The following is a 19435-nucleotide window of genomic DNA, read 5'->3' as shown; positions in this document are numbered from 1 at the left end:
ATTTGAATAACAATATTTTATAATTAAAACTAATATATAATGTCGCCAGAGGAATTTTCAAGAGCACTTGAAACAAAAGGAAGAGAACTTAAAAACTATGCTAATAACCGCTTCCCTTCAATATCTGGAAATATAGCATTACGCTTTATAAATGGTAATTTTAGGGCGGGAGGTTTTCAGGGGCAAAGTTTTGATCGTTGGAAAAAAAGCAATAAAAAAAGAGGATCTACATTAGTTGATACAGGAGCGTTAAGAGCCGACAATCATTACACCACTCAACCAGGACAAACAACCTTAAAAAATAATAGGCCTTATGCAAAATCACATAACGAAGGCTTCCAGGGAACCGTAAATGTAAAAGCTCATACTCGTAATAAATACAGTAAGAAGAAAGTAGGTACCGGCAGATTTACCAGAAATGGAAACGAGCGAATGCAGACAGTGACATATAAATCAGGTGAAGGTACTGTAAAGGCGCATACTCGCAAAATGAAAATACCAAAACGTCAGTTTATGCCAACGAACGAAAGAGATAGCGTAGTTTTAAACAAAGCTATTGAGAGACAAGTCGCAAGAGATATTAAAGAAATAATGCAATAATTTATGACACCAACTACAAAAAGTGCACTTTTAGACGCTGTAGAATCACCATTTGGAAAATTATTTTTATTACTACAAGAGCATATAAAAACAGAAGTTCCGGAAGTGATGTATATAGAGCAAGATTTAGGACAATTAGGAACAGATGATCCGCGAAATTGTATGTCGTTTCCTGGTGTTTTAATTGACTTTCCAAACACTCCATTTTCAAATCTGCAAGGAAAAAATCAACTTGCAAACCCCGTTATTTCTATAACTTTGGTATTTGATAATTATAGTCAAACCTGGCAAGACGCACCTCTTGATGTTAGAAAAACAGGGCTTAAATATTTAGAAGTTGAACAAAAAATTTTCATGGCCATTCAGAATTTGGAAAGTGATTTTTGCGAAGCTCTTAATAGAACTGCTGCAACCGGCCACAATAGAAATGATGTTGGTTTAAGGGTTCGAGAACTAACTTTTACATCTGAATTTGAAGATTACAGCTGTGATGATGATTCACAAAGGATTCAAGTTAGTTTACGCACCGAATAATGATAATTGCACCTGTGATTCTTTAGGAATAGGCATTCCTTTAATATTCATCCATTGGCGATACGAGAGAAAAATGTTGTATTTCGGGAAGACAGTTTTTACAATTTTAGTATCAGGGACGTCTGAGTGTTTGGCGCTCTTGTAGACCTCAATAATAAATTGAGCTCTTTTATTATAGTTCTTTTTATTATACGCCATATCGCAAAAATAATAAGACCTTTTGTATTATACAACACGAGTTTTAACCATAAAAAAACCCCGGCTGGATTCAGTCGGGGTTTTTAAATATGAATTAAATACTATTTAAACTCATTTAATCGGTCAGTATAGTTTTTAATATACCACTTTCCTTCGTCCTTGCTTGCTGCAAAATTATACCAATATTTATTGTTCTTAAAATCTCTTTGAGAGTCGATTCCTTTAGTTGAAATTTCAGAGGCTACAGCGTTTGGATTTACATACTTAATCCAAAAATTAAACAAATCCAAAAAGTTACCTCGTGTAAAAGTAAAATGATACTTTTTTATTCCTTTAATTTCAAGGTCCTTATTTTCTCCCTCATTAATCACATTAAAGTGCACACTTAAACAAGAATCACATTCAAACTCACGACTATAACTTTTTTCAATTGCCTCTTTAATTGCTTCTTTGCTTTTTGGCATACTTGATGAGGGTAAATAAACGATCGAATAAACATTACCCCGTTTAGATTCCCTTGCATCTAATCGTTCGTATTTTACCCGAAAGCTATTTGCTATTGAATCCGCAAATTTAGTTGCGGTAAGTAAATCACAATTATCTACTTGATGTAAAAGTTCAATGTTTTGAGCTTGAATAAAAGGACAAATTAAGAATGCTATATAAATTATTATGTTTCTCATAAATATCTAAAAATAAAGTATTTTTGTACAAATGTAATTATAAAATGGAAAAAATTAAAGAACGTAAAAAACAGGCTTATGACAATATGTTTTACAGTACCCAGAGAATTGATTTGCTTGTTATTTCTCTTAGTGGCGCCGGTATTTATGTTTGTTTAGAAACTATAAAACATTTTGTAGGTAAGGCGCAACCCTGTGGTCTTTTAATAAAAATATCAGGCTTTATCTTTGTTGTTGCAATAACTTTAAACTTTTTATCTCAACATTTTGGTTATAAAGCAAATGAGAGTGATTATTTAATGTGTGATGCTGATTTAGACTTAAAGGACCCAGGTTGTGACGAAAATAAAAGAGAAGATTTCCAATTAGAATTTGATAGATATGATCAACTAGCAGAAAAATATTCTTCTCTTACTAAAGTATTAAATGCCTCCAGTATGATAGCACTAATTGTAGGCTTACTTTCAATATTAGCGTTCTTTGCGATTACCTTTTAAGACCTTTTTGGGGGTCTAGGAACTCCTTTTTGTTGCTCTGATCCTCTTTCTCGTTGTGGTGGTGGTGGCGGTGGTGTAGGTCTGGATGGAGGTGTTTGTCTAGGAGCCGTTGGATTTTCTTTTCTTTCCATTTTTTATATTAGTTTTTTGGTTTTTATTTAACAAACATACACAAAATAAATCACGACCGTTACAAGTATAAAAAACGTTACGTATAAATTACGTTCTATTCGATTGTGTTTTCTGTCTATTGCACATAGCTTTTTAGCTAATTCGATCTCGTGTCGATCTCTTATATCTTGATATTTATCAGGCATGTTCAAAGGTATTAAGTGTTTATTTATTAATTTTACGGATATCCGTACTAATATTTAAAAGTTAAAAGGATTATTTATTTTGCCGTCATCGGTTACTGTAGCAAGCAGTCTATCTGCATGTCCTTGACTGTTTAGGTGCCATATTTCAACTTTCTTCTGATCATCAGAAATATTCGCTTTATAAAACATATCCGCAGTACCAACTGATGCCTTTTTAATTTCTCCTATTCTGTCCTTAAACATACCAGGAAGAGAGTATAATGGCAGATTGGTGTTTTCAAATTCTCTAAGTTTAAATATAACTTGCAATTCGTAGGACTTACTCCTTTTTGATTTAATTTCTATTTTTAGTGCCATAATTTCTAATATTCGTCGTTATATCTCTTCTGATTAAGCCATGTGACTAAATGAGCTTTTGCTTGCCCCGTTTTTATTAAAAACTCATCGTATTTCTTAAGTGAGTTGAAACATTTTATTTTCTCAACTAAATTGAGTTTTTCATATGCTTTTTCGGAAGCTTCTTTTTTTACTTTTAAATTGTAAACTTTCCAAAAGGCTTCGAACGAATAGTCGTTCAAAACCATTTCAATTGTAACTAAGTGTTTGTATTTTGTCCAGTTTTCCATTTCGTTCTTAGTGCCGGGAAACTGAACATTTTCTAATAGCTTTAATACTCTTCTGCCTTTAAGGTTGAAAAAACTGTAAATGACACCATCATCTTTTCGATATTGGAAAAGCCATTCGTCAGCGGTTTCTTTGAAGGTTACTTTATAGGTGATCAACTCGCTCATTTTAAAAGGTATTTTACAGGTTTAGTATGGGTAAATGTTTGTGAAATATGCTTAGCTTCTTTTTGTAATCTCTTTTCAGCATCAAAAATGCTTTCTGCTTTGTTCGTTGGTTTTTTAGGCGTTTTATAAAGTCTCATTACGCTAATTGTTGATTTAGAATTGCTATAATTTGATTGATAGCGTTTTTATCATATTCGCTCATTGTAAAATCTTGTATAGAAAACAAATACTGTTCTAAAAAATGTGCTTCTACCAGCTCCAATGAAAAGGTAAACTTTTCGTTACTATTAAACAGAGTGGAGCTTATTTGAACTTGCAACTGCTTAGTTTTGAATTTTAGAACAACTTTGTCCAGGACACTCTTTGCAACTTTAGCTATTCTTCCTTTTGCTGGTTCTCTGGATGACTGAGAGAATGTGTTGACTATGGCACTAATCTGCTTTTCCGTTAATTTTAATTTTACTTTCATAATAGTTTTTCTCCTAATCTGTTTAAATAGTCTAGTTTTTCGATGCAGTACTGATATGTGTCAATATCATAAACACCTTTCTTTACCTTAAAAAAGTATTGATTCCTGGTTTCATCTAAGAATATGTCAACTCCTAAATGATTACCAACAGGCTTACGTAATTTCCATTCAGTTTCAAACCATGCTGCATAGCCTTTGGTTTCTTCTAAGGTTCGATCTTGTATTAATTTTTCAACTAATACTTTTCCACATTTGGTTTTGTGAAAGTCCGTTAAATACCAAATATGACCATTGCTTAATATATTTTGCCTTTTAAGCTTTTTTAGAAGAGCTTCTTTACTTGTAATTGTTTTCATCTTAACATTCTATTTTAGGTTCTGATAATTCTGCACTACATGCAGTGCAAATGAGTACTGTTGTTTCGCACCCACAAACAACGTATAGTACTCTTATTTTGGCTACGTCATGCGGACATACTTCTGTGATGCTGTACCTTTCCATTTTAGTGTCTGAGGCCACAATTTGAACAATGTAGGCGACCGTTTTTTTCTTTTACCGGCATTTCAATTTCACATTCGAAGCAATAAGCATTAAATAGCCATTCGTCATTATCATCTTCAGATTCGATTTTACAAACAAGATAAATCCCAGTTAAAAAACCAGCCACTAAAGCAATAAAGAAGGCTGAGAACAGGGCAATAAATATTAAAAGGTAAGTCATAGTTATTTTTTTATTTTAGTTAGTATTAAATTGAGTGTTTCCAAATAACCACTCCATCAAGAGCTTTAATTATTTTTGATAATTCTTGTGAAGTCATTTGCTTTAATGGCTTTTTAACTGGTGATTTATCACTTTTTAAAAACCGATTAAACCACCCTAACATATCAGCTACCTCACCATGCCTATTATTTTTCACGACTATATTTGCTTGTCTCAGGTCTGATTGTATTCTTCTATGTTTTGAGTTTTTCATATCAAATAATCCCCAATTAACTTCCTTTGTGCCGTTGACAATGTTTTGAAGTTGCTTTTTTGGATCATTATAATTATCTATTGCGGAACCGGTTCCTGTGTAGACTTGCGGTTTAGTTGCTGTCATAGTTCATCTACTTTTTTAGTTGCCTCACATCCTTTTTCAAATCCTGCTCTATAAGCATCATCGTGTATTTTTTGCAAATAATCCTGGCCTTCTAATAATTTTTCAATGGCCGATGATAAAGGACTATTTTTAGGAACTTTAATAGCATTCATTAATTCGTCAAATGCTTTTATTTTGTTGAAATTTTTCATGTTGTTTTATGATTTGTATGTTGATTTGAAGTGTTTTTTGATTCTAGGATTTTTTATAACTACCTCTTCATATTTTTTAAAAGCTTGAAGTTCTTTGTTTGATAAATCCTGTTTGCATGACCAGTTATTTAGATGGTCTTTATAGACCAAATGACCATTAACTTCGTATTGTTCGTGATCTGTTATTGGAATTATTTCTACGCTCATTTTTCCATTGTTTATAGATTGTTCTGATTCTGAATTTTAGCCACTCATGAAAAGTGGCTATTGGTTTACGGTTTGTCATGTACAGCGCTATTGCCAATACTATGATCGTACTAAGGTTTGACTGATTCATTGTAAAACTCAAATTTGTAACCTTTTGAAAAATCAACTGAACTAGCGGAAAGTGGGATAGGTGTTCTTGTACCGTCCTCAGCTATTAAAGAAGCTTCTATATACCAAACTGATCGAATAGGCTTATAAGATTCCGAAATGATGTTTACACCGTCAGTAAATTCTACATCATCAATTTTCTTGGTTAATTTTTGGAGTTCTAAAACTCTACTTCCTTTTAGATTCCCTTTTGCATCTTTCTTTAGTAGATTAAAAACAATGTCAACAAGCGCAGCTGTAGATTCGTTTGTAATTAGCGAACTGATATATTTTTCAACTTTGGCGATGCCGGCACTCACAGTGTCGTCCCATCCGTCAGTAACCCTGTAACCGATTGTTATTTCACCGCCCTCACATGAAAATGTGTGTGACTGCTGTTTTTCTTTGATTCCGAACGCATCTGCTTTTAGCTTTAAAACATCTTCGAATAATTGGAACGCTTGAGTTTTAGCGTTTGAAATCATTTCGGAAGCAGTACAAAGTGTGAAAATCGCTTTTGGGACTGCTTGCTCTACAAGTTCTTTATAAGCTTGTCGGTCATTGTCTTTTTTTGCATCTACTTTGTTTAAGGCTTCTTTTAATTGTTTAGCTGAGAATTTTGTTAAATCAATTGTTTCTAGTGGAGTTGTTGTATTCATAATTGTATTTTATTTTTATTGATATTGAATTGCTTTTTCCGGTATCCAAGAGTCTGAGCGTATTTTTGAAATGACTAGGGCTATTTGTGTTTCAAGTGCCTCATTTTGTTTGAAACTATGATTGCCACTCATTATTTTTGCGCGTTCCTGATTGATTGATAAGCGTTGTGTTTCTGTGAAGAACCCAGCTTTGCCGATTTCCTTTTTTGTTGTATCGTACTGTAAAACGAGGTCTAAAATTATATGGCGGTTGTTAGGTAAATAGCTTCTCATAGGCTAGTTTAATTTTGTAATAGACATTGGTGTTCTAAAATTTTGTTTTTGCTCTTGTTTTTTTGCTTCGTATAGTAATACCTTTGGAAATCTGGACATCAATTTGCTGATGCATTTGCAGTAAAGCCAGTCTTTATCGTTTCCGTTGGTGTCTGGATAAATCGAAATAAAATCTCTAAAGTCGCTTTCATCTTTTTTTAGTTCTTGCATAAACCACTTATTGACGGGTGCGCATGCAACTACTTTTGCAAATTCGACTGAATTGGTTGTAACACTTTCGACCCAGTAAAACCAAAAAGCAAGAATTAGATCTTCCTTGGTTTCACAAACCTTTAATTGGCTCATTAAATAATCTGTTGCTGATTCTAATATATTTGTTTTCATATTATCCCTGTTCTAATAGTTTAAAATGCTTTTCGTTATATCCTTGTTGCCAAATTATTCTGGGTTCATACGCTTCAAATCTGTTTTTCTCAACTATTGCCTGATAATTTTTTACTTTAATTACTAGGTCAGCATCAAAGTATATATCATTAGCTATTTGTCCTTTTGGTTTTTCACCATCTGCGCCACTTATCCAGATAAATGTTGTGTCTTGAAACTTGCTTATAAAATCAAAATAATGCTCTGTTCTCATTTTTCGAAAGAAGTATTGAACTGAATCAATTACTACTATTTTGGCCTGACGCTGTCGGCTTAAACGTGCCGTCAACTGCGTCACATTTTCTTGATGATAATTGAATCCGGGAACGCCTTTCATATTATTTCGTTTGAGCGCCATTTGAAAACCTTTTTTCATTCCCTCTTCTGAGGTATTGTAATGTGATTTTTGAGAGTTCATGCATATTTGCTTAATCACTTGCAACACATAAGAGGTTTTCCCTTGCCCTGATCCGCCATAAACAAGCCAATGACTATTTCCTAATTGCGGTTCGCCTAAATGCTGCTGCCATTCACTATCTAATTTTATGGTTTTAAATTTTATCCTTTCAATGTCTTCGTAGCTGTATGCTCTGGGAACTTTTATCATTTTACGCCGCCTTTTTTTGATTTAGAAAATAGCTTTCAACATCTTGTTTTACCCTTCTTAAATCACCTTCACAATTGCAGAAAATAGTTTCGATTCTTTCAGTATCAGTTAATCCGTTTTCAACACAAATAGCCGTTACGTCTGTTATTGTTAGCGGTTTAAGTTTTAAAAACTTCCTTCCGATTCTTGACCATAATTCAAAGTACCCCGAGCGATCGGCTTTTACACCTCGTTTGATTCTCTTTTCTAGCGCCGGAACTCCTGAAAGAAGAAAACCACAATGCCCGGCTAAATCATTATAGAAGTCGATAAAGAAATCCATTGAACCATCTTTTTGTTTATCCATTTGGTCAATGATCACTAATGGTTTATCCAAACCTGTTAAATGATCTATAAAGCGCTCTACTAAATCTTCGGTAGTTCCAAAATCATCTAATCCACAAGCTGTAACCAGTGCTTTTGCATAACTTTTGGACTTCCAAAAAGTTTTACATTCTATATAAATCACATTTGGTAATGTGTTTGCTATTAATTTGTAGGCTTGACTTTTCCCCGCTCCCGCATCGTAGGAAATTCCGAAGCTGATCGATTTTTCTTTTGCCTTTTCAGCATGACGGTATATATATTCTAAATTGCTGGTTTTGGCTGTTTTCCAATCCAACTCAATGCGGAGCTTGACTTTTACTTTGCGCCACATTTCATCTTTAATCAAAGTCCAGTTCTCATTTATCATTTGGCTAATGGTAGCCGATGAAACACCCGCTTTTGTTGCAACTTTATTTTGAGAGGTTAAAGCGCACAAGTGTTTAATTTCTTTTACTATCTGGTGTTTTTGTTCTGTTGTCATTTTTAGATTTGGGTTTAGTTAAAAATCGTATTCGTTGTCTATTGCTTCGGTAATCAATTGTTCCATTTTGGTGATATTTCCACCCATTTTTATAAGCAAATCGGTATCTTCTATCAATGTCTGCCTATTAATTCCTGTGCGGTCTTCTAATGCCTTTAATTCTCTTTGAGTACGTTCTAATTCTAATTTTCGTACCTGCATATCCGCGAACCATTTTTCTTTGTCACCTTCTTTCATTAAAGCGGGTATATTTTGATGTTTCCTTTTAGGTTCTGCGTTGGCTATCCATACATAATTATCTTTTTCATCTTTAGTGTAGAGCTGTACATATCCATCAAGAAAATCAGGATCATATCGTACTTTGAATTTCTTTCCGATGTTTTTATATCTAAAATCGCTATCGACTTCGCCTTTACTATTGTAGACTTCAAACTCATAATCTACTCCTGATATATTAACATTGATCCCTGAACCTTTATAGGTTACTAATCTTTTTGTTTCTTCAATCCACATTTTATCCATAATATCCCAAAGCGTTAACGGCTCTTTCATTGGCATTTCATGTTGATAAACTTCATTGCGGCTCATTTCAAAATGCGGATGCTTTTTAGTGTTCCAAATATTTACTGCTGCTAACCACGCTTTTTGCAATTCTTCAACCGTTTTAAGATTTGCTTTATTTTCCAGGATAAAATCAGTATTCATTTTGTTGTCTTCACGCTTTACCGTTACGCCTTGACCATCTGAAAACCAAAAATTTGTAATAACTTGCTGTTGAAAACGTGCAAACAGTTGTTCTGACGGGTTGGAGTGATTTCGGGCTTTATTTGGGTGATGCGTTCCCTGTCCTTCGATAGCCATTAAAGAATCGTATAACGTTTGCATCCTGTCCATTTTATGCCCTCCCTGATGGTCATACGTTAGATAATATGGTCTACATTGCGCCTCATTTACGGCCATTTTGATTGCTTTGAAGTGTTCAATATGACTTTCAGTAAATGATAAGTCCCAACCAATTATTTTTTCGCTGTAAACATCAAACATCACATCAATTTTAAGTTTTGCACCCATTTTATTAGTGCTGTCATCCCAATAGTGTATCCAGTCAAGTTTTGTTCCGTCGATTGCCCAATAAGCATTTGGGAACCAATCGCTTCGATCTCTGGTGATGGTGTGTTTGTATTTTTTATTATAGGCAGACAATCCATGGCGAGCTAATGTCCAAATACGTTCTCTTTCCGGTTGATAAAGCCAATTATAAATCGCTGCCTCAGTCAAACTTTTCCAGTTACGTTTTTCGGCTTCCACATCATAAGCATTTAGTACTTCTGGAATAGACATTTTAATCGGAAGACAATATTTAGCCAGGATAAAATCAGCGATTTCATCTTTTATGATTTGAGCGTTCTTTTGACCTTCGCCTTTATGAAGAAAAACTTCATAACCATCTTTTAAATAGTTCTCGTATTTTGCTTTTAGCCTGCGAGGATTTCCGGGTAAAGAAAAAATCCATTTTGGTTTCTCTTTATTACTGTTGAGCCCGTTAACAGCAATGCTTACTTCATCCCAAATCATACTTGTTTTTGTCCCAAAAGCTTTTCTTTTCAATTTTGGATCACTAAATAGCATTCGAATACCATTTAAAATCATTACGCTTGTGGCTTTTTCTCGTTGGTCTTCATCGGATAATGGTCGACCGTTTGGTTTGCGGTGTTCAGCGAAAAACCTTATTGCTTTTACGTCGGGAACAATATAGTTTTCTAACTTATTTCTAACCAGAACCTCTTTAGGTTCTCCAAGACCTTCAATGCATAATTTTTTAAAGTCAACGCCCTGGTGAACCGGCAAATCGTGAAAACTTACAAACGGTTCGTTACCCGGTCCCCGACCTTCTTTGGTACGTACTAACTTTCCACGTTTGCATAAATTTTGATAATTGTTATAAGTAATCAATCCCCAATCTTCATATAGAAGTTTAGCGGGTATCGATAGTGTATTTTTGTGATATTCGTACATACTTTAAACGGTGTTTAAATGGTCTTTTTTGCTCCCGCCCGGTACTCGAAACCGGGAGTGTGCCACTCGGTAGGATTTTCTATATTTTATATAGTTACATTATTAGCTTCTGACAACAACAACTCTTTTGCCCGAGCGCGAACCTTCTTTGCAAGCTCTGAGTTGTTGTAATAGTCAAGTGCAGTTTTTACATTTTGCTTACTTGTATTAAATTCTTTTGCCATTTGAGTTTTAAACTCGGGAGCGATTCTTATTTTCATATCTTTGCGTTTTATACTATGTTTTGAAACTGTGTTTTGAAACTTGTATTCTGTATTTTGTTTTACAAATATATAAACAAAGTTTATGCTTTTCCGTAAAAATATAAACTTTGTTCATATTAAATTGAAAATAATATTGTAAATGACTAAGATAGAACGAGTTAAGAAGTTAAGTAAATGGCTTATTTTTGATGGATTTGCGGACAATGATGCTGATTTAGCTAAAAAACTAGGCTACTCTAAGTCTTCTTTTTCACAAATAATAAACGAAAAAGTACCACTTTCAACTAAGTTTATTGAAACATTATGTAATGCGAATGAAAATATAAACAAAGTTTGGATTACCGATTTAAAAGGTACAATGCTTAAAAGCACTTCTAACTTGTTAAGTAATCGTGAAGACAAAAAACTTATCCCATTTTATGATGGAGTTGTTACAGCAGGTATGCAAGAGATAGCAATAATGGATGCAACACAGCATCAACCAGCAGAAATGATTGACGCCGGTGACTGGTTTCGTGATGCAACCGCAGCAATGCGCGTTCACGGAGATAGTATGTATCCTGAATATAAATCTGGAAGTATTGCTGCTTTAAGAGAGGTAAAGAATAAACGTTTAGTTGTTTATGGTCAGGATTATTTAATAGAAACAACAGAGTACAGGGTTATTAAGCGCCTTCAAAAAAGTGACATCCCACAAAATTGGTTGGCCTGTTCTGTGAATGAAGAAAAATATGAGAGTTCCGGGCGATTAATACATGAGCCATTCGATGTGCATATTGACGATGTTACAAGACTCTACCAAGTGTTAGGAAATGTAAAAAGAAACCAAAGTACTACCGTTATACATACAAACAGAACTTAAAAAACAGTATAAATTGCTGTTTTTCAACGTATTGAAATACAATTCTGTTTTTTTTACAATGTATTTAAACCCCCTAACTCAGAGTGGTTTTAAATACAAAGTTCCTTTTTTGTGTATTTTCAATTACTATTCAAGTAAATATTTAACCAAATTTTGACCATCTATTTGACCATCTATTTGACTACCTAATGCTTTTTTACCTAACTATCTTTTTTTTGTTTACTTTGATTTTTACTTATAAAAAAAGCCCTCCATAATCGGCAAGCTTTATTCTAAAATTGAGACTTTAAGGCTTATAAATAAGGACTTAGCGTATGTTTACCGACTATACAGTAGTTCGTGTCTTAAATGGTACATTAAACTCTTTAAAAATGGTACATAAATGATACTTAATGGTACATAATTGTACAATTTAAATTTCACCTTTTTTCGATCTTTTTAGCTCTTAGGTATTGATTTTATTGGCTTTTTCGACCTTTTTTATATTAGTATATATTGTACATTTTATTTAATGCCCTATAAATTTTGAAAGTGAACAATCAACCACTTTTTTCTTTGCAAAAACATTCGATTCCTATTTTATCCGTTGGCAATATACTTGGAGAAGAAACTTTAGGTATTACCTTATTTCGCCATAGTGTCAAGGGACGAAACGAATTCGAACAGCCTCATAAACACGACTTTTATCTTGTGTTTTTTGTAGAGAAAGGCTCAGGTGTTCATAATGTCGATTTTACACAATATCAAGTAAACGATTATCAGGTTTATTTTATAAGGCCCGGTCAGGTACATAACTGGTCGCTCGATGTTGATACTTCAGGGTTTCAATTAATGGTTTCGGCAGATGTAATTACTATTTTTTCGAATTTAGGAGCATTTCCATTTTTTGAGCAAAGTGTTCCGTCTTGTATCTCTTTAACTCAAAAAGAATTCGAGGAATTTAAAGATCATTTACATGAAATAGAAGTAGTACTTTCTGATAATGATTTGCTAAACAGAGAAATAGTTTTACTGCGTTTGCATTTACTGCTGAAATTATTGCAAAAAGAATATTTGGTTCAATTTCCGGAACACGATTCTTCGACCAAACCGCAGAAAATAATAAAAGGATTTCATGCTTTAATTGATGATCATTATAATGTGGAATCATCAGTGAATTTCTATGCTGACAAATTAAATATTACACCTAATTACCTTAATATTCTTTCGCAGAAATATTTAAAGATACCAGCAAGCGATGTGATAAAACAAAGAACCATTCTCGAAGCCAAACGGTTACTAACCAGTACCCATTTATCTATTAAGGAAATTGGCTATCAGCTTGGATTTAATGATAATACCTATTTTACTAAAGTATTTAAAAAATATACAGGAAAAACTCCCGGTGATTTCAAAAAGTTATAATTTTTACCATCCTTATCCGCAATATTACCGTTCCTGTTTTAAGTTTATAACGATTTTTGCAATGTAATATATTCTAATTTTATTAGAATGGTATTGCAAAAACACATAACAAACTCAAAGAAGGTAAAATATAATTTATGGAAGAGCATAAAATTAGCAGAAAAAAATTCTTAGGATTAGGAGCCGCCGCAACCGGCGCAGCTTTGTTTTCAGGAATTGGCGGCAATGCAGTTGCGCAAGTATTGCCACAAGAAAATAAAACAGCTTTAAACGAATATCTTTTGATTAATGTGCGATTAGAAGATGGTTTTGAATACAACGAAAAAAATGAAGTTATTGCTACTAAAACAGCGCTTTATACAATTCATATTGCCAATGGAAAAATTAAAAGTATCACGACAGGAAAGTCTGCTTTGAAGTTGAAAACAGTTGACGCCAAAGGACTTTTGATGCTTCCGGGATTGCGTGATATGCACATTCATATTGATAAAACCTATTATGGAAACGGGACCTGGAATGCAGCGCCAAGAAAAGGATATACGGTAAAAGATATGATTACACTGGAGCAAAAGTTGATTCCGCAATTATTACCCGATTCTCAGTATAAAGCAGAAGAGGCTATTAAACTCATGCAAAGTCAGGGAAGTTATTTTGCACGTTGTCAATGCAATATAGATCCTGTAAGCGGATTGAAGAGTTTAGAACATTTACTTGCCGCATTAGATAAAAACAAAGATAGTTTTGGGTGGGAAATTGTAGCTTTCCCGCAACACGGAATCTTGTACTCGCAATCTGAATCTCTATTAAGGGAATCAGCCAGTATGGGAATTGATTTTATTGGCGGACTTGATCCAACCAATGTCGATGGTAATATGGAGAAATCATTAGATACTATGTTTCAAATTGCAATCGATACGAATAAAGGAATTGATATTCATTTGCATGAATCTCTACCATCAGGGAAATCTGCGATTGAATATATCATTAAAAAAACCGAAGAAAATAAACAACTTCAAGGAAAGACTTATATAAGTCACGGTTTTGCTCTTGCCAAAATGGATACGAAAGATCTGGAAAAAATAGCGGAGCAAATGGCAAATCTGGGAATAGGAGTAGTCTCCGGAATTCCGATTGGGAAAACCATAATGCCAATTCCAACCTTGAAAAAGTACGGTGTAAAACTCATGACAGGAACAGATAGTATTGTCGATCACTGGCAGCCTTTTGGGACGTGCGATATGCTCGAAAAAGCAAAATTATGCGCACAATTATATGGCTGGACAGACGAATACAATTTAAGCAGAGCTTTGCACATTGCAACAAAAGATGAAATTTTGCCACTTAATGATTCAGGAGTACGAGTTTGGCCAGCAGTTGACAACGAAGCTAACTTTATTCTGGTAAAAGCAAGCTGTTCTGCCGAAGCCGTTGCGCGTTTGCCTAAAAGAGAAGGCGTTTTTTATAAAGGAAAAATTATTGCTGGCGCAATAGGGTTCATAGGTGCAAAGGTTCAAAGGTTGAATGCGTTGTATTAAAATTTATCCAGCAGTTCCGGAGGAACTAAACATATTATAGGGATGGATTTTAATCCATCCTACGTTGTTATTAAAATCTAAAAAGACGCATAACAAATGCGTCCTGTAAAAAACTTTGTCCCTTAGCAACTTAGCACCTCAGAACCTAAAAAAGAAAAACCCCTTAAGCAATTCAACTCTTAAGGGGTTTTTTTGAAAATAAATAATAACCAATTAAATTTATTTCTTTTTATCTAAGTCTTGTTTTAGCAATTTCGCATGCTCCAAATGAGCTGTTAGCGGTGCTATACTATTTGATGCCCAAAGCTTAACATCTTGATCTTTTGCATCTTTAGCTGCTTTTTGCAATTTGTCAATTGCTTTTTCGTGTCCGTCGATCATCATATCAGCGAACTTTTTATCAAAGTCAAGACCAGATTTTTCGTTTAGTTTGTTGTATTCCTCTTTTCCATCTTCGGTAATCGAAGTAGGTAAAGTGAAGTTTTTAGTTTTTGCCAAAGCACTTACTTCAGAAGCTGATTTGGTATGCTCATCAACAAGCATTTTTCCAAATTTCTTAACCTCAGGATTTGTACTTTTTGTTTGCGCCAGTTTTCCAATTTCGATTTCAGCAAGATTTACTTCCGCTTGATCTACTAAAAATTGAGAGTCATCTTCTTTATTATTAATAGTGTCGAATTTTTCTTCGTTTGCATCTTCTGCAACTTCTTTTGGATCTTCTTGTTTTGTTTCATTTTTACAAGAATTCAAGGATATTAATAATAATCCTGCTCCTAAAATTACTTTTCCGGCTAATAGTAGTTTTTTCATGATTTAATAGTTTAAATGTTATAATGTAAAATTATTCAGATTGTGTGAAGAACGCCTTACAGGATTTTTGAATAATGTTATATGATTTGGATTTATGAAAAATTAATATATAATACAAATAGTATTATATTCGCAATGCTAAATAATGAAGCCAATATAAAACGAACCTGACATTATATGAATGTTGTAATAAACCCCAACGTCACGCAGAAAATTTTGACAGCGTTACTTTTTTTAGTTTCCCTTGACTTAGCTGCTCAAATATCTTATACAGGATTTATAGATAAGTATCCAATAGAATTTATAACAGATCTTAACTCCGAGGGATCAGGAAATGCCATTTATGCCTATTCTAATTATGATACTCCTATCGAAATAGAGGGAATTTTAAAGCAGAAAGTATTAACGTTCTATGAAAAAGATAAAACAAGCAAGAACACTGCTAAAATAACTTTTGAAAATTTTAATCCCAAAAGCAAGAAGTTAGAAGGGGTATGGACGGATCTGAATACAAAAAAAGAGCTTAAGATTACTTTATCAAAAACATTCGAAGTTGAATATGGAGATGCAGCAGAATGGAAAAACATAGAAATTTTGCAACCGGTTTCTTTAAAAGGTAAATACTTTAAGCTCATTATTTCGAAAACTAAAGGTGGATATGCGAAAGTAACCGGAGTTAAAATTCTGGAGAAAAAGACCGACAAGCTAATTCAGCAAATTGCTTTAGAATGCGAGCTTTGGGGACTAAAGAATATAAGTACCGGAGATTATAACTTCGATGGTATCGAAGATTTCTCTGTCTTCGAATCAAGTTATGCGGGGCCTAATACTTCAAGATTATATTTTTTATATAACCCAAAGACTGGCAAATATTTCGAAAGCAGTTTTAGTGGTACTTCATTACAGTTTGACAGTAAAACCAAAAGAATTGAAGAGCGTAATCAGTGTTGTGCAGGTCGAAGTGTTACTACTGCACAGTATAAAGTGGTAAATGATAAGATGGTTTTAATAAAACAAACCTGCCTTGAATACGATGACAAAACGGGGGATTATAAAAAGGTAAAATGCGATTAAGTTTATTTTAATATATATAACAAAATTCATGAGAAGAAATGTATTGATGTATTTCGCTTTTATTTTCTTTTTTTCCTGTAACCAGATAAAGGAAGACCAAAGTAATGCTAAAGAGAATCTGATAAAAACAGAGTCAGTAACAGAAAAGAAAAGCTCAAAATCTTCAGCTAAAATTGTTTTAGGAGATGACAAAGACGAAATAAATGCTTTAGTAAAAAATATTTACGAAATAAATGGTGAGGTGTTTATTGATCTTGATTTTGTTCAGATAAAATTTAAAAATGTCGATGAAAGAGTCGTTATTAATGAAAACCCAAAAATAAGAACTTATAAAGTTGACTCAGAATCACTTATTTATTCAAAGGATTGTAAAACTTTAAACCTAAAAGAATTAATTAGAAGTAAAAGCAAAATTTTGCGAGACAAAACTATTATTTTAGTTGGAGAAGCAAAAGGAGGAAGAATGCAAAGCTTAAATTTTGGTTGTTATGGTTGATTGCACCATAATTTGACAAAACCAACTAAAAAACCAACCTTAAAGATTCATGAAAATAGTAAAAAAAAGAAGAGGCTATTAAGTCTGCTTTACTTTGGGGGCTTAAAAGAAATTCCTAAAAATGCTAAAATTATTAATATTGAAAAGCACGGAAGTTCTTTTACAAAACAGTATATAATTGAATTTACAAGTTCGAAATCTGAAATAGAACAATGGATACGTAAAAGTAAACGATTAAAAAACAACATTCCAAAGATTCAATTAAACATTTAGGACTTATGAAATTCATCCTGGAGAAATTAATTCTTATGGAGGAAGAGTAAAAATTAAACAAGATACAGTTTCAATTAATATGAGTTGGAGCTAAAGATGATCTCAGTATTAGAGTCTTTATGCGCATGAGGAAATACATAATTGATCAAAACATAAAGCTGTAAAACGTTATTATATTTTAAAGAAAATAATTAATCAATTATTAAGAACAAAAAACATTACAATAAAAAAATAACATGCAAATTAACTCAGAATTTAGAAAAGCATTAGGAAGAAGAATAATATTTGGTTGTCTGCTTTTCATTATAACCTTAATCTATATTTTATATGCTTTTTTGGGGAATAAAGAGTCGGCAATAAATCCTCTTACGGTTATAGTTTTTATGGTATTTGCATTTTTAATTTATGCATCACCAGACCTTTTTAAAATTTGTAAATTAACGATTACCGAAACCGGAATCGAAAAAACAATGGCAATTACAGGTCAAAAGAAATTTATTCCTTTTGAAACTATTTATATGATCAAGAAAGGAAAAATTAAACTTCAAAACAGGGGAGGAGCTGCTATATCTGATGGTTTTTATTTTAGTACACTGATCCTCGATAATAAGGAGAATATAATCATTTCGCCAGATCATTATGAAAATTATAAGGAGATCATAATGACTATTAAAAATAGAGCAGGTTTTGAAGATTAAAATTTAATAAATTACCTCCACGTTAAAAGATTTCAAGTACTTACTGAGTTTCCGTTGCGAGCGCAAGTTCTTGCTTGTGAATACAATCATGTCTTGTCCTGAAAAAAGTTTACATATTTACATTTAATCGTAAAATAGATTAACATCCTAATTTAAAATATGGTTTTCCGTAAAATATATAATTATTAAAAAATAATATTTGTTCTCTGGCAGATAAAATGTAAAATTTTAATTATATAGAATAGAAATAATAAAATTATGGAAAATACAATTAAAGAAATAAGTAGAAATGCGGTTGTTCCGTTACTTAATGTTTCAAATAATGGACCTTCGCAGAAAATGGAATTCGAGATTAATTGCTCAGAATTAGAAGACTATAATCATGTTGATATTAGAGAGTCTGAAAAACATAAAGAATTATACAAAGAGTTAAAAAAACTTGAAGGTCCTTGTTTGTATTTTTTCGAGATTACATCACAAAATTTGACTTCTGAAATAATTAGTAAAATTAAGGAATATTCAGCTACTGAAAATTCTAAAGCGATTCCTGCAATAAAAAAAAATGTTCCAGAAAGTAAAGTACTTTACGTTGGAAAAGTTAAACGTCATTTTTGGGGAAGACTTATTCAACATTTAGGATTCTATAAAGTAAATAGGACTCAGGGATTACAATTGTTTTACTGGACTAAAGAGCTTGGCTTAAATATTAAAGTTACAGTTTTTGAATTTGAACCTGAAATGATAAATTTAATGGAAGTTTTAGAAAATCAATTAGCAAAGGAATTAAAACCAATTTTAGGAAAACATAGATAAATAATAAAAAATAAGAAAGAATAAGGTTTCGGATTTTCTGTCTTGTCCTATCTAAAAAAAGCAAATTTTATTTGTAGTAATAGCCTAATCTCAAAGAATTTTCAAAAATTATATCAAACGTTTTGGCCAATATTATATATTTATAAAAAACTAAACATTTAATAACCAAAATAGTGAGGAATGATTAATATAGATTTTAAAAAAGAGAAAGGTAAAATTGATGGAATTATAAATAAAGCGTTAACAGATTATCAAAACGAAATAGATCTGATTAATATTGATGATTGGACATCAAAATCTAAGGAACTATTTATTGATAAATCCTATAATGGTTATAGTTCTCAAAGTACGCAATTCATTAATAACAGTTTTCCGGATATTAGTCGTTCTGTAGACAGTAATGCCAGATTGATATTATATTTATACACATCAGAAAGAGATTCTGAATTTGATTTGATCAAAGAAAAATTAGTTGCAAAAATTAATAAATTGATGTAATACTTTTCAACTACTAGGATTTTAATAAACTGCTGGCGAGAGCGCAATGTCATTAAGTTAAGAAAATTTCATATCGCATCTTTTTGATTTTTAAGCACTAAAGGTCTTACTCTAGTTCTGTATTTACCTGCTTCCCGTTTATTATTACGA

Annotated in this window: 30 protein-coding genes; 11 read left to right on the top strand and 19 right to left on the bottom strand. The window is 32.7% G+C overall.

Annotation, left to right across the window (positions count from 1 at the left end; translation table 11 throughout):
* Window positions 1–39: 39 nt before the first annotated feature.
* Complete coding sequence (locus NJT12_RS20840) at window positions 40–600, top strand: hypothetical protein (RefSeq protein WP_271337943.1); 561 nt, start codon at window positions 40–42, stop codon at window positions 598–600.
* Window positions 601–603: 3 nt separating this feature from the next.
* Entirely contained in the window at window positions 604–1134 is a 531-nt protein-coding gene (locus tag NJT12_RS20835) for a hypothetical protein (RefSeq protein ID WP_271337942.1), read from the top strand.
* 299 nt (window positions 1135–1433) lie between these two features.
* Here NJT12_RS20835 and NJT12_RS20830 read toward each other — a convergent pair whose 3' ends face one another.
* Complete coding sequence (locus NJT12_RS20830) at window positions 1434–2015, bottom strand: hypothetical protein (protein WP_271337940.1); 582 nt, start codon at window positions 2013–2015, stop codon at window positions 1434–1436.
* A gap of 44 nt (window positions 2016–2059) precedes the next feature.
* On the opposite strand from NJT12_RS20830, the gene NJT12_RS20825 reads away from it, so the two are divergent.
* Window positions 2060–2512 (top strand): hypothetical protein, encoded by a 453-nt coding sequence (locus NJT12_RS20825; RefSeq protein ID WP_271337938.1) that lies wholly within the window; start codon window positions 2060–2062, stop codon window positions 2510–2512.
* On the opposite strand, the gene NJT12_RS20820 is transcribed toward NJT12_RS20825, so the two are convergent.
* The 17 genes from NJT12_RS20820 to NJT12_RS20740 all read right to left on the bottom strand — a co-directional run bounded on the left by NJT12_RS20820 (window position 2509) and on the right by NJT12_RS20740 (window position 10819).
* A complete protein-coding gene (locus tag NJT12_RS20820; protein ID WP_271337936.1) occupies window positions 2509–2643 on the bottom strand; it encodes a hypothetical protein in 135 nt (44 codons plus the stop codon). The genes NJT12_RS20825 and NJT12_RS20820 overlap by 4 nt on opposite strands.
* 240 nt (window positions 2644–2883) lie before the next feature.
* Entirely contained in the window at window positions 2884–3186 is a 303-nt protein-coding gene (locus NJT12_RS20815; RefSeq protein ID WP_271337935.1) for a hypothetical protein, read from the bottom strand.
* A 5-nt stretch (window positions 3187–3191) separates the two neighbouring features.
* On the bottom strand, window positions 3192–3620 hold the full coding sequence (locus tag NJT12_RS20810; protein ID WP_271337934.1) for a hypothetical protein: 429 nt from the start codon (window positions 3618–3620) through the stop codon (window positions 3192–3194).
* Window positions 3617–3757, bottom strand: a complete 141-nt coding sequence (locus tag NJT12_RS20805; RefSeq protein ID WP_271337933.1) for a hypothetical protein — start codon at window positions 3755–3757, stop codon at window positions 3617–3619. The genes NJT12_RS20810 and NJT12_RS20805 overlap by 4 nt, the downstream gene beginning before the upstream one ends.
* Complete coding sequence (locus tag NJT12_RS20800; protein ID WP_271337931.1) at window positions 3757–4089, bottom strand: hypothetical protein; 333 nt, start codon at window positions 4087–4089, stop codon at window positions 3757–3759. The genes NJT12_RS20805 and NJT12_RS20800 overlap by 1 nt, the downstream gene beginning before the upstream one ends.
* Complete coding sequence (locus tag NJT12_RS20795) at window positions 4086–4445, bottom strand: hypothetical protein (RefSeq protein ID WP_271337929.1); 360 nt, start codon at window positions 4443–4445, stop codon at window positions 4086–4088. Before NJT12_RS20795 ends, NJT12_RS20800 begins: the two co-directional genes overlap by 4 nt.
* A gap of 146 nt (window positions 4446–4591) precedes the next feature.
* A complete protein-coding gene (locus tag NJT12_RS20790; RefSeq protein ID WP_271337927.1) occupies window positions 4592–4810 on the bottom strand; it encodes a hypothetical protein in 219 nt (72 codons plus the stop codon).
* A gap of 25 nt (window positions 4811–4835) precedes the next feature.
* Window positions 4836–5189: a hypothetical protein gene (locus NJT12_RS20785; protein WP_271337925.1), complete on the bottom strand. Its 354-nt coding sequence runs from the start codon at window positions 5187–5189 to the stop codon at window positions 4836–4838.
* The gene (locus tag NJT12_RS20780; protein WP_271337923.1) at window positions 5186–5380 is read right to left on the bottom strand and encodes a hypothetical protein; all 195 of its coding nucleotides are present in this window, start codon (window positions 5378–5380) and stop codon (window positions 5186–5188) included. The genes NJT12_RS20785 and NJT12_RS20780 overlap by 4 nt, the downstream gene beginning before the upstream one ends.
* Window positions 5381–5386: 6 nt before the next feature.
* Window positions 5387–5587, bottom strand: coding sequence for a hypothetical protein (locus NJT12_RS20775; RefSeq protein ID WP_271337922.1), 201 nt, complete (start codon window positions 5585–5587; stop codon window positions 5387–5389).
* 110 nt (window positions 5588–5697) lie between these two features.
* On the bottom strand, window positions 5698–6393 hold the full coding sequence (locus NJT12_RS20770; protein ID WP_271337921.1) for a DUF3164 family protein: 696 nt from the start codon (window positions 6391–6393) through the stop codon (window positions 5698–5700).
* A 15-nt stretch (window positions 6394–6408) separates the two neighbouring features.
* Window positions 6409–6666 carry a hypothetical protein gene (locus tag NJT12_RS20765; protein WP_271337920.1) on the bottom strand — a complete coding sequence of 86 codons (258 nt, stop codon included), beginning with the start codon at window positions 6664–6666 and terminating at the stop codon, window positions 6409–6411.
* Between the two features lie 3 nt (window positions 6667–6669).
* On the bottom strand, window positions 6670–7050 hold the full coding sequence (locus NJT12_RS20760; RefSeq protein WP_271337919.1) for a hypothetical protein: 381 nt from the start codon (window positions 7048–7050) through the stop codon (window positions 6670–6672).
* Between the two features lies 1 nt (window position 7051).
* Window positions 7052–7696, bottom strand: coding sequence for a P-loop NTPase family protein (locus NJT12_RS20755; RefSeq protein ID WP_271337917.1), 645 nt, complete (start codon window positions 7694–7696; stop codon window positions 7052–7054).
* 1 nt (window position 7697) lies between these two features.
* Window positions 7698–8543: an AAA family ATPase gene (locus NJT12_RS20750; protein WP_271337915.1), complete on the bottom strand. Its 846-nt coding sequence runs from the start codon at window positions 8541–8543 to the stop codon at window positions 7698–7700.
* 18 nt (window positions 8544–8561) lie between these two features.
* A complete protein-coding gene (locus tag NJT12_RS20745) occupies window positions 8562–10559 on the bottom strand; it encodes a hypothetical protein (protein ID WP_271337913.1) in 1998 nt (665 codons plus the stop codon).
* Between the two features lie 86 nt (window positions 10560–10645).
* The gene (locus NJT12_RS20740; protein ID WP_271337911.1) at window positions 10646–10819 is read right to left on the bottom strand and encodes a hypothetical protein; all 174 of its coding nucleotides are present in this window, start codon (window positions 10817–10819) and stop codon (window positions 10646–10648) included.
* 142 nt (window positions 10820–10961) lie between these two features.
* Between NJT12_RS20740 and NJT12_RS20735 the strand changes: the two genes are divergently transcribed.
* The 3 genes from NJT12_RS20735 (at window position 10962) to NJT12_RS20725 (ending at window position 14623) form a co-directional block, all read left to right on the top strand.
* Window positions 10962–11684, top strand: coding sequence for a LexA family transcriptional regulator (locus NJT12_RS20735; RefSeq protein WP_271337909.1), 723 nt, complete (start codon window positions 10962–10964; stop codon window positions 11682–11684).
* A 531-nt stretch (window positions 11685–12215) separates the two neighbouring features.
* Window positions 12216–13088, top strand: coding sequence for a helix-turn-helix domain-containing protein (locus NJT12_RS20730; protein WP_271337907.1), 873 nt, complete (start codon window positions 12216–12218; stop codon window positions 13086–13088).
* A 137-nt stretch (window positions 13089–13225) separates the two neighbouring features.
* A complete protein-coding gene (locus NJT12_RS20725; protein WP_271337905.1) occupies window positions 13226–14623 on the top strand; it encodes an amidohydrolase in 1398 nt (465 codons plus the stop codon).
* Between the two features lie 219 nt (window positions 14624–14842).
* Here the strand turns inward: NJT12_RS20725 and NJT12_RS20720 are convergent, their stop codons facing one another.
* The gene (locus tag NJT12_RS20720) at window positions 14843–15433 is read right to left on the bottom strand and encodes a DUF4142 domain-containing protein (RefSeq protein ID WP_271337903.1); all 591 of its coding nucleotides are present in this window, start codon (window positions 15431–15433) and stop codon (window positions 14843–14845) included.
* Window positions 15434–15610: 177 nt separating this feature from the next.
* Here NJT12_RS20720 and NJT12_RS20715 point away from each other — a divergent pair, with 177 nt between their 5' ends.
* The 5 genes from NJT12_RS20715 (at window position 15611) to NJT12_RS20695 (ending at window position 19285) form a co-directional block, all read left to right on the top strand.
* On the top strand, window positions 15611–16507 hold the full coding sequence (locus NJT12_RS20715) for an XAC2610-related protein (RefSeq protein ID WP_271337900.1): 897 nt from the start codon (window positions 15611–15613) through the stop codon (window positions 16505–16507).
* A 28-nt stretch (window positions 16508–16535) separates the two neighbouring features.
* Window positions 16536–17003, top strand: a complete 468-nt coding sequence (locus NJT12_RS20710) for a hypothetical protein (protein ID WP_271337898.1) — start codon at window positions 16536–16538, stop codon at window positions 17001–17003.
* Between the two features lie 509 nt (window positions 17004–17512).
* Window positions 17513–17974 (top strand): hypothetical protein, encoded by a 462-nt coding sequence (locus tag NJT12_RS20705; RefSeq protein ID WP_271337896.1) that lies wholly within the window; start codon window positions 17513–17515, stop codon window positions 17972–17974.
* 258 nt (window positions 17975–18232) lie between these two features.
* Window positions 18233–18787 (top strand): hypothetical protein, encoded by a 555-nt coding sequence (locus NJT12_RS20700; RefSeq protein WP_271337894.1) that lies wholly within the window; start codon window positions 18233–18235, stop codon window positions 18785–18787.
* A 180-nt stretch (window positions 18788–18967) separates the two neighbouring features.
* Window positions 18968–19285 (top strand): hypothetical protein, encoded by a 318-nt coding sequence (locus tag NJT12_RS20695; protein WP_271337892.1) that lies wholly within the window; start codon window positions 18968–18970, stop codon window positions 19283–19285.
* Window positions 19286–19435: the final 150 nt, after the last annotated feature.

The organism is Flavobacterium azizsancarii (assembly GCF_027980145.1).
In the GTDB taxonomy this organism is placed as follows: domain Bacteria; phylum Bacteroidota; class Bacteroidia; order Flavobacteriales; family Flavobacteriaceae; genus Flavobacterium; species Flavobacterium azizsancarii.
Note: the sequence above shows the minus strand (reverse complement) of the source record. Positions and strands in the feature narration are given on the sequence as shown.